Source organism: Spiroplasma sp. ald, assembly GCF_044714355.1.
GTDB classification, from domain to species: Bacteria; Bacillota_I; Bacilli_A; order Mycoplasmatales; family Mycoplasmataceae; genus Spiroplasma; species Spiroplasma phoeniceum.
In genome coordinates this window covers 1-9,828 of record NZ_RXFY01000036.1, presented here as the reverse complement: position 1 = coordinate 9,828, position 9,828 = coordinate 1, and the positions used below count along the sequence as shown (strand labels likewise).

Sequence of the window (9,828 nt, the reverse complement as noted above, 5' to 3'; positions counted from 1 at the left end):
TTTACAAAATATTTAGTAATTAAATTATTAATTTTAGATTTTTAACAAAAATCATTTTTCGTGGTGCTGAAATAACTACATAATTTAAAAAAATTATTTTTTTTTTGAAAAAATAGTCGCAATTTTTAATAAAAAATATATTATTAACTTAATAAGGGCGAATTATCCTATTTGCATCTTTACTTTACATAAAAAAATTATATTTATACTTGCTTTTAATTTAAAAATTAGTTATTATTTTATAGTATGTAGATATAAAGGAGTGAAATTATGGCAAGAAAATGTGAAATTACTGGTAAAAGCACTTTATCAGGAAACAAACGTTCACACGCGTTAAATGCAACTCGTCGTAAATGAAATGTTAATTTACAAAAAGTAAGCATTGTTGTTGATGGTGAAGTTAAAACATTACGTGTTGCAACAAGAACTTTAAAAACATTAAAGCGTAAAGGTCAAATTGCGCAATAAATAAAGTTCAAGGACACAGTCACAAAATAATAGAAAAAGGTACAAATGCCCATGTGGCGGAATTGGCAGACGCAGTAGACTCAAAATCTACCGAAGAAATTCGTATCGGTTCGAGCCCGATCATGGGTACCAAATTTTAAAGCAAAAAATAATCGGTTTTTAAAACCGATTTTTATTTACTATAATTTATTTACTATAAATTGCAACAACTTGTCCTGTTAAAACATCAATATTCCCGACTGACGTAAGAAATTCATTACTAACTGCATTAGGCGATAATTCTGACAATTTTAATTGGTTAGCATTATATTTTAAATTACTAATTGTCACAGTTGCTGCTTGCAAACTAAATAATGAAAAATAACGATAATCTGCCTTTTGATAAACTTCATTCATTCCTGGTTTTAATAAATAAGCATAAGTATTATCATTCATAAAAATAACATTATAGCGATAAATAAAGTTAAAACAACTCAACTCCATATCAAAGCGATTACCTTGTGCAATAAAAATAATTTCTTGTGGTTTTAATTTTAACGCTTCTTGTAAGGCTAATTCACCATCAATATAATCTTTAATTTGGGAAACTATTAATAACTCTTTTGCTTTACTAGTAATTAGTTTTGCTTCTGTTGTTGTTAAACTATCGTGGTCACAACAAAAAAGATCAAAAGTATCAAAATTTTTAATTAAATCTAAGGCACCTCGTTCCACACCAATTTTATAATAATTTTGATACTGCTGTAAATCTAAATTTGTTTCTGAACAAACAATTAAAACTTTATTTGCTTTCATCTGCTAATAATCCTTTCAACCTTGCTGCTAAATCAAAATGGCCAAATAAATAACTACCCGCTACTAACACATCAACCCCATATTGTTTACAAAGGGTTGCAGTTTCAGCATTAATTCCCCCATCAACTTCAATTAGTGTTTTGCCATTATTTTGTTCAAGATAATGTCGTAAAATTTTAATCTTTGCTGCTGCTGCTGGAATAAAATCTTGACCACCAAAACCAGGTTCTACTGTCATTACTAAGACTAAATCAAGACGATTTAAATACGGGTAAATAATTTCAACTGGAGTTGATGGTTTAATTGCTAACCCAATTTTTATGTTTAATTTTGTTCGTAAACTTAAAAATTCAGTTAATTGTGGTTCAGTTAATGCTTCATAATGCAAAGTAATTCCTGATGCACCTGCTTTAATAAAGGGCAGCAAGTAATTTTCAACACTACTATTTTTAATTTTAACCATTAAGTGACAATCAAGATATAAATCGCTATAACTAGTAATATCAGCTAAAATCTTTGGACCAAAAGTTAAATTTGGTACAAAATCACCATCCATTACATCAAAATGAATTCATTGAGCACCTGCTTTCTTAATTGCTGCTAACTCTTCTTGTAGGATTAAATAATTTGCACTTAAAACACTTGGTGCAACAAAATATTTTTTCATCATTACCTCTTTCTATTGTTCTTGCATAATGCGAACATAATCATTATAAAAAAAATGTGGAATAACATCTGCTTGAACTAATGCTTTTATTTTGCAATGTGGCTCATGTAAATGCAAGCAAGTTCGAAACTTACATTCATTAGCATATTGATTAAATAAATGATAAGAGCGGGATAATCCTCCTTTTTCATAATCTCTTAAATCAAATGTTGAAAAACCTGGTGTATCAGCAATCATTCCATCTAATAACTCATATAATGCACTAGCTGTCGTTGTATGTTTTCCGCGGCCTAATGCTTTAGAAATTTCTTGCGTTTTAATTATCTCTGCTTGTAATAGCGTATTTAGAGTTGATGATTTTCCACTACCAGTTTGCCCAGTTAACACTGTGATTTTATTCTGAAAAAGTTGTTCAAATTGTTGTCATACTTTTTTATCATCTTTTTTATTACTAATAAAATAAACTTCATAACCTAACTTTGGATATCAGTTAAAATATTTTTGATAAAGTTCATCTGTTTTCACTAAATCTTTTTTAGTAAAAACAATAACTGGTTTTAAACTTTTGTATTCAGTAAATGCTAAATATTTATTTAATAAATATGAATTAAAAGCCGGTTCTGCCATTGCTGTAATAATAATAACTTGATCAACATTAGCAATTCGTGGCCGGTATAATTCATTTTTACGCGGTTCAATTTGATAAATAATTCCTTGCTTGTCATTTTGAATTTCAAATTGAACATAATCACCAACAACTGGTTTAATTTCTTGATGACGAAATAATCCTTTTGCTTTGCAAGCATAAATTTGATGGTCAATATCATTTTTAACATAACAAAACTCGCTAACAATGAGAATAATCATTCCTGTTTGATGCATATTATTCTACCCTGATAAAAACAAACAAAGACAAACTAAGGCAATAATGAAACAAACTAGTAAGAAACTAAATCATCAAGCAACCTTAATTCTTAAAAATCATGGATAAGAATAATACCGATCATAAAGCTTACACTGCTTACCTTTTACTTCAAACATATTTGATAACTTTAAAGGTTTTTCCGAGCGATGTTCTGATGTTTCAATTGCTTGTAAACTAGTATTAAAATCTACTACTGTCTGAAACCGCTCACTAGGATCTTTCGCAATTGCTTTTAAAATAACATTTTCTAAACTTTGTGGGATTAAGGGATTTACTAACCGTGGTCGTAGTGGCAATTCTTTAACATGTTTAACTGCAACAAAAGTTGGATTTTTTCCAACAAAAGGAGCCATCCCAACCGCTAACTCATATAACATAATGCCTAAAGCATAAATATCACTGCGTTTTGTTGCTGGTTTTGATTGAACAATTTCTGGTGCCATATATTTTGATGTTCCAATGATTTTGCCACATTCTAAATCTTCACTATTTTCTAAAATTGCAACCCCAAAATCAGCAACCTTTATTTTACCATCATATGAAATCAAAATATTTTCTGGTTTAATATCACGATGAATAATATCATTATTATGAGCTTCCGTAATAGCTAAATTAATTTCATCAAAAAAATATAATAATTCTTTAACAGTACAAGGACCTAATGTTAGTAAACGATCTTTCAAAGTATAACCTTTAACTAATTCCAAAACTAAACAATGACGATCATACGCCTGAAATGAACCATAAACTTTAACCACATTATTATGGGAAAACTGCGCAATTGAATTATATTCTTTATTAAAACGTTCTACTGCTTCTTTATTTTTTGATAATGTTAATGTCATAATTTTAATTGCAACATGCCGCTTTAATAACATATCATATCCTTCAAAAACTTCAGCCATACCACCATCTGCAATTTTAGCTAAAACCTGATAACGATTGTGTAACACTGTTCCAATTGTGATTTGTTCCATTTTCTGCACCCTTTTACCTTATTATTTTAACTTGTAAACATCATAACACAAAAAACTAAGAAGAAAAAAACAACAAATAAAAATAACAGTGCTTTAATCTGTTATTTCAAAAACAATTCCGGTTAAATTATCAGTTGATAGATTTTCTAATGCCCGATCAATTAAAATTTTAACCTTATCGTTTAATTTATTTGTTGATTTTAATGTTTCAATTAAATCAATTTCATCAACATAATCATGAATTCCATCGGTGGTTAATAAATACTGTCCTTTAATATCTTCAATAACATAAGTATCAATTTTTAAATTCTTTGTTGGACCTAAAGCACTTGTTAATACTTTTCAAAAAGTATGCATATTATATTGTTTTTTATATTGACCTTGAAATTCTAATTCTTGTTTTTCTCGATATTCTGTTGAATTTTCCATATTTTGGTCAGTAGTAATTTGATAAATTTTATCATGATGTAATTTATATAACCGTGAATCACCAATATTAATAACATATATTTTTCCATTAGCAATTAAGGCAGCAACAACTGTTGTTCCCATATCACTTGTATCAGGATAAATTTGAGCATAAGTAACCATTTCCTGTTGAATTGCTAAAATTGTTTGACGAAACCATTTATTAATTTCTTCATCGGACAAATGATTAAAATTTGTCCGTTTAAAATGTTCCACCAAACTATCAACAGCCATTTTACTGGCAACTTCGCCATGTTGATGACCACCCATCCCATCACAGACAATGGCAATATAATTGTTAAAACTATTATTGGCAAAATCAAAGTAATCTTGATTACTACTACGATAAGCACCAATATCAGTTTTGTATCCAAACCGTATTTGCATAATTATTTTCTAATAATCCCTTCATTTTTAGCTCGTAATTGACCACAAGCAGCATCAATATCGTGCCCAAATTCACGACGAACAATACAATTAATTTTTTGCTGTTGTAAAGTTTCAAAAAATTGATTAATTTTTGTACTGCGTTGATACCCATTTTCTGCAACTGTATTATAAGGAATTAAATTAACATAAGCATTTAATCCTCCGAATTAACTTTGCTAATTCTAATGCTGTTTCACGACTATCATTAACATTCTCAATTAAAATATACTCAAAAGTAACACGCCGATTAGTTAGCTCAATATAATAACGAACTGCATCCATTAATTTTTCTACTGGATAAGCTTTATTAATTGGCATTAATTGATTACGAATCGTATTATTTGGAGCATGTAATGAAATTGCTAAATTAACTTGGATATTTAATTCTGCAAATTGTTTAATTTTTGGAACTAACCCACAAGTAGAAATTGTAATATGGCGCGCACCAATTTGATAACCTTTTGAGTCATTAATAATGTTGACAAACTTAAGCGTATTATCAAAATTATCAAATGGTTCGCCAATTCCCATTACAACAGCATGGCTTACACGTTCATTTGTTGTTGCTAAATAACGATTAACCATCATAACTTGTTGAACAATTTCGGCAGTTGATAAATTCCGGGTTTTTTTTAATAGTCCTGAGGCACAAAAAGTGCACGCCATATTACAACCAACTTGTGTTGTAACACAAACAGAATTACCATAACTTTGAGGCATTAAAACTGTTTCAATTTTATAACCATCTGCTAACTGAAACAAAAACTTTACTGTTCCATCTTTTGACTGTTGTTGAACAACAATTTTTAATGGTTCAATCGTATAGTATTCTTGTAATTTATTACGATCAGTTTTAGAAATATTTGTCATTTCATCAAAAGAATATATGTTTTTGACATATATTCAATCAAAGATTTGTTCTGCTAAATACTTCTTAAAACCATGCGCAACTAAATCTAATTGTAATTCCTCTTTTGGATATCCAAAAATTGATGTCATTATTTTTTACTCCATTTTTATACATTATAATTTTATCACAAAATAGCATTTGTTAAAATAGACAAAAAAAAATTAATTAAAAAATTAATGTTTTTTTTGATATCTATTTAATTTTAACCCTGTTTTGAATTTAAATTCGCTGTCTCTTTATTATTACGCATTTCAACTAATAATTCACGCATATACGGTTTAATTACTTCTTGTTCTCCACCATAAATAATTTGAACCGATTGACCACGAATAAGCATTCCGGTGCTGCCACCTAATCCTTTAATTCCATCTTGATTGACAAGTTTACTATCAACAACTGTAATTCGTAAACGTGATGCACATGAATCAACTGCCGTAATATTATCAGCACCACCTAAAAATTCAATAATTTTACGTGCCTTTTCTCTTTTTGCCGCATCACCCTTTGCTGGTGCTGATGAAGTTGTTTCATTAGTACCTTTTTTTGCTTTAAAATCAGCTTTAGTATATAGTTTGTGATACCATCACGACCAGGAATTTGAACTTTCCCATATTTAATTGCGAAGTAGAAAGCTGCAAAATAAATTCCAATATATGGAATTCCAACTGCAAGAATTCAATAGAAGTTTGTTCCTTTTCCACCAACAAATGGAATAATACCAAAGACAATAAAGTCAATAAATCCACCTGAAACAGTCATTGATGTATGCACATGTAATAATCCCGTTAACATAAATGAAATTGCACATAATGGCATATGAACACCATAAAATAACCCTGGTACTACAAATAAGAAAGTAAATTCAATTGGTTCTGTAATTCCTGTTAAGAAGCAAGTAAAGGCTGCTGAAAAGTAAATTCCCATTACTTGTTTTCGATTTTCTTTTGGAACACTAAAGTACATTCCTGCTGCTGCTGGTAATCCAAACATCATAAATGGGAACTTCCCAGTTTGGAATCGTCCTAAATTTAACCCCATATGTTGAACCATTGTAAAAGTAATTTTTGGATCAGCAATAACTTTATACATAATTGTTTGATCACCAACTGCTGCTATTGTTGAAGCATTTAGTTCTGATACTCAACTAGTAATTGCTGCTTGTGCTGCTCCAACTATAATTGTACTTAAATCAATATTAGCATCAATATAACCAGCTCCTTGTAAATCTTTAAGAAAAGCCATATAACTTAAAGGGTCTTTTGAAACATTAGCGATTAAATCTGCCATACTTCCCCCGGCTTGTGTTCATCATAATGGTGAATAAAAAACATGATGTAACCCAAATGGCACTAATGATCGCTCAAAAATCTCAAAGATTAAAGAATCTAACCCTACTGGTAATTTTCCTGAGTTATTTCCAAATCATGCTAGCCCAGTTCCAATTAATGGTCAAATAATCATAAAAATAAAAGCTAATGGAATTACTGCCATAAACATAATAATTGGAACTAATTTTGTCCCACTAAAAAAACTTAACGCTGAAGGTAATTGTGTTTTATGAAAACGATTATAAGCGAAAGCCGCAATCGCTCCAACAAAAATATCTCCAAAAACACCAGTATTTAATGAATTAATTCCTAAATTAGAAGTTAATAATTTATTTTGAACTGCTCATGTTTGACCAGTGTAAAATAACAAGTTAAATTGATCAGTTACTCGTGCTGAACTAACAATTGTGACAGTAACATTCCCTTTCACTAATTCTTTATAAATATCACTGGTTCTCATTCATTCCAATAATTGTTCACCCGTTAGTAAAGTTGGACTGGCTGATGTTACACCATCAACAGTTAATCCCATAATTGGTGAAGCACCACCCTCAATATTAACAACATATTGAATATGAGCATATGCCTCATTTAATAATGACAACTGAATTGCATTAAAAACTAAAAACCTGACCACTGAAGTCAATGCTGCTACTCCAGCATCCTCCGTATAGGCCATTGCAACAGAAATACAAAATAATACTGGCAAATTACCAAAGGCAATATCTCCCATTTTATTTAAAAAATTTCCAAAGTATCAAACTGCTGAAGCATGATCAACTTTTGATGAAATAGTCGCACCAACTCCTAAGAAGATTCCAGCAATTGGTAACAGAAATGCTTTACTTAATTTACTTAAAGTCCCCATTGTCCTTTGATTTGATTGTTTTCATTAAGCCTTTGACATAAAAGGTTTAAGCTTGGCTTTATCACTCATTTTTGATTTCTCCTTTTAAAATAATAAATTAATATTTCCTAAATAATTATAGAATTTAACTAACTTAAAGTTAGGTTAATTACTACAAAGTAAAGTTCTTTTATTTTTTTTAAAATAATGATAATTTGTAGAATAAAGGATGAAGTAGGAAAAAACAACTCTTATTAAAGGGTTGTTTTTTATTTGAAATAAAACAACTCCTAAAAGGAGGTAATGATAATTAAACAACAAAAAATATGTGATGTTAATGATTGTTATAAAGCAATATCATTTATTACTGAAAAATTTTTATCAAATAAAGTTTTATGAACTTGTGAAAAGCACAAAGATTTATTAAATCAAACTAAAAATTGAAAACAAAAGCAGTTTTATCAAAAACTAGAAAATTCAAAAATTATCTTTGATTGAGAAACTGGTTTGTTAAAACTTAAATTTTATAAAACAACTTAATGTAGTGTGGAACAGTTATTTGTTAATAACTAAGTACTAAATGGATTGTTTATAATTCATTTTCCACAAGCCGGCCGAGGCAAGTACTGAAATAGTGTATGAGAAAAAATGTAAATCGGCGTTGGTTCATATAGAACTAAACGATAGTGGTGATAAGTGCAAGGTCAACATCAAAACACAATAAATATTGAGATGGTCACTTTATAAATAAATTTGCGTATAGCATTAGGCTCTTCAAGGTGCAAGTGAATTTATTTTAAAAACTGAACGCTTTGACCTGAAATGGTGCGGATGAAAAGGTGTATATACACGGCGTAACAAATTTACAAACAACTACAAAATGTAGAACATTGTAGTACTTTGTAGTTAATTGTAAATTCTAATCGCCACCGCTCACCCCCAGTGAAGCGGATGGCGTAATAAATAAATAGATAAATACTTATATAACTAACTTTCGCTTTGGCACTTTCACTTGGGAGTGAGTGCCAGCGAGTTAAAAAGGATAATTAAAAAATGACAGAATATAAAAGTAAATATATTAATAAAACTTGAAATGAAATAACAACATCATTTGATTGAGTTAATTGTCAACCTGTTAATTGTAGTATTAAACATCATAAAAATCATTATGATTTGCAATGTTTAGAATGAGCAAAAATGTACTTAAATTTATTTAAAGACAAGTGAGATGTTATTGTTTCTTATATGCAACATTACAAAATTAACGATATTTTAGATTTAGCATCAGATGGATGAAAAATATTACAAATTGATAAAAAAATTAAAGGAATAATTTAGGAGGTTTATATGAAAAAGAAAATTTGTCTTAAAAAAAGATATTGAGGATATTGCTCAAAATGCAATCAAGAAAATAAATTACAAGAATTAATACTACGTGCTTATCCAGTTCCATTTGAAGATATGACTGATGAACATTGAGCATTAGGTAAACAGAATTAGGAGGAATAAAAAATGAATAAAAGATACTTATTAGTAATTAAAAATAAATATAGCATTGATACTTTATCATTTTATACATTTGAAGAAGCAAAAATTACTGCTGAAAATTTAAGTTATTGTAAAACAACAATTATTGATTTAGAAGATAAAAAAATTAAATGACAAGGATGTGAATAATATGTGAAAAGATGAAAATGGTTCTGTTTATACAGAAGAAGATTTATTTAATTTAGCATTAGAAGAATGTCATTCAGAAGACAGTGCTTATGACTATATTGATAATTTAATTAATGAAATGGAATTAGAGGAAATTTAATTATGGCAGATTTAAAGTTAAATAATGAAGTTAAAAATATTACTTATCCATTTTATTTAAAAGGAAATGATTTTAAAGAATTAAGTTTAAAAGCATTAACAATTAAAAAATGAATTGATGAAAATGGACAAGAATTATCAGAATTTATCTATCGACAACAAGCTTGATTAATAAATGGAGAATATAAATCACAATCAC

At 28.9% G+C, this 9,828-nt stretch carries 14 protein-coding genes, 1 tRNA gene and 2 pseudogenes; 8 read left to right on the top strand and 9 right to left on the bottom strand.

The genetic code is table 4. From position 1 onward, the window contains the following. Nucleotides 1-270 precede the first annotated feature (270 nt). Both rpmB and EHU54_RS02830 read left to right on the top strand, forming a co-directional pair. Nucleotides 271-468: a 50S ribosomal protein L28 gene (rpmB, locus tag EHU54_RS02835; RefSeq protein ID WP_400248827.1), complete on the top strand. Its 198-nt coding sequence runs from the start codon at nt 271-273 to the stop codon at nt 466-468. 47 nt (nt 469-515) lie between these two features. Continuing rightward, a tRNA-Leu gene (locus tag EHU54_RS02830) sits at nt 516-600 on the top strand. Between the two features lie 54 nt (nt 601-654). Here the strand turns inward: EHU54_RS02830 and EHU54_RS02825 are convergent. From EHU54_RS02825 to EHU54_RS02785, 9 genes and pseudogenes are all read right to left on the bottom strand, one after another. After that, the gene (locus EHU54_RS02825; RefSeq protein WP_400248826.1) at nt 655-1,263 is read right to left on the bottom strand and encodes a thiamine diphosphokinase; all 609 of its coding nucleotides are present in this window, start codon (nt 1,261-1,263) and stop codon (nt 655-657) included. Then, nucleotides 1,250-1,930 (bottom strand): ribulose-phosphate 3-epimerase, encoded by a 681-nt coding sequence (gene rpe, locus EHU54_RS02820; RefSeq protein WP_400248825.1) that lies wholly within the window; start codon nt 1,928-1,930, stop codon nt 1,250-1,252. The genes EHU54_RS02825 and rpe overlap by 14 nt, the downstream gene beginning before the upstream one ends. Nucleotides 1,931-1,942: 12 nt before the next feature. Then, nucleotides 1,943-2,812, bottom strand: coding sequence for a ribosome small subunit-dependent GTPase A (gene rsgA, locus EHU54_RS02815; RefSeq protein ID WP_400248823.1), 870 nt, complete (start codon nt 2,810-2,812; stop codon nt 1,943-1,945). Nucleotides 2,813-2,818: 6 nt separating this feature from the next. Continuing rightward, the gene (locus EHU54_RS02810; RefSeq protein WP_400248821.1) at nt 2,819-3,832 is read right to left on the bottom strand and encodes a protein kinase; all 1,014 of its coding nucleotides are present in this window, start codon (nt 3,830-3,832) and stop codon (nt 2,819-2,821) included. Between the two features lie 93 nt (nt 3,833-3,925). After that, a complete protein-coding gene (locus EHU54_RS02805) occupies nt 3,926-4,687 on the bottom strand; it encodes a PP2C family protein-serine/threonine phosphatase (RefSeq protein WP_400248820.1) in 762 nt (253 codons plus the stop codon). A 2-nt stretch (nt 4,688-4,689) separates the two neighbouring features. Beyond that, nucleotides 4,690-5,728, bottom strand: a pseudogene (rlmN, locus tag EHU54_RS02800) (23S rRNA (adenine(2503)-C(2))-methyltransferase RlmN). Between the two features lie 113 nt (nt 5,729-5,841). Continuing rightward, nucleotides 5,842-5,976 carry a hypothetical protein gene (locus EHU54_RS02795; RefSeq protein WP_400248819.1) on the bottom strand — a complete coding sequence of 45 codons (135 nt, stop codon included), beginning with the start codon at nt 5,974-5,976 and terminating at the stop codon, nt 5,842-5,844. 21 nt (nt 5,977-5,997) lie between these two features. Continuing rightward, nucleotides 5,998-6,105 (bottom strand): annotated as a pseudogene (locus EHU54_RS02790) (PTS transporter subunit EIIB); the annotation flags it as partial. Continuing rightward, complete coding sequence (locus EHU54_RS02785; RefSeq protein ID WP_400248818.1) at nt 6,093-7,835, bottom strand: PTS transporter subunit EIIC; 1,743 nt, start codon at nt 7,833-7,835, stop codon at nt 6,093-6,095. The gene EHU54_RS02785 and the pseudogene EHU54_RS02790, both read right to left, overlap by 13 nt. Before the next feature lie 282 nt (nt 7,836-8,117). Here EHU54_RS02785 and EHU54_RS02780 point away from each other — a divergent pair, with 282 nt between their 5' ends. From EHU54_RS02780 to EHU54_RS02755, 6 genes are all read left to right on the top strand, one after another. Further along, nucleotides 8,118-8,354: a hypothetical protein gene (locus tag EHU54_RS02780; RefSeq protein ID WP_400248816.1), complete on the top strand. Its 237-nt coding sequence runs from the start codon at nt 8,118-8,120 to the stop codon at nt 8,352-8,354. A gap of 513 nt (nt 8,355-8,867) precedes the next feature. Then, nucleotides 8,868-9,152: a hypothetical protein gene (locus EHU54_RS02775; protein WP_400248815.1), complete on the top strand. Its 285-nt coding sequence runs from the start codon at nt 8,868-8,870 to the stop codon at nt 9,150-9,152. 9 nt (nt 9,153-9,161) lie between these two features. After that, a complete protein-coding gene (locus EHU54_RS02770; protein WP_400248814.1) occupies nt 9,162-9,314 on the top strand; it encodes a hypothetical protein in 153 nt (50 codons plus the stop codon). A gap of 12 nt (nt 9,315-9,326) precedes the next feature. Continuing rightward, nucleotides 9,327-9,491, top strand: coding sequence for a hypothetical protein (locus tag EHU54_RS02765; protein WP_158676101.1), 165 nt, complete (start codon nt 9,327-9,329; stop codon nt 9,489-9,491). A gap of 1 nt (nt 9,492) precedes the next feature. Next, nucleotides 9,493-9,630 carry a hypothetical protein gene (locus tag EHU54_RS02760; protein WP_158676100.1) on the top strand — a complete coding sequence of 46 codons (138 nt, stop codon included), beginning with the start codon at nt 9,493-9,495 and terminating at the stop codon, nt 9,628-9,630. 2 nt (nt 9,631-9,632) lie between these two features. Further along, on the top strand, nt 9,633-9,828 hold a 196-nt coding region (locus tag EHU54_RS02755), incomplete at its 3' end, for a hypothetical protein (protein ID WP_400248813.1).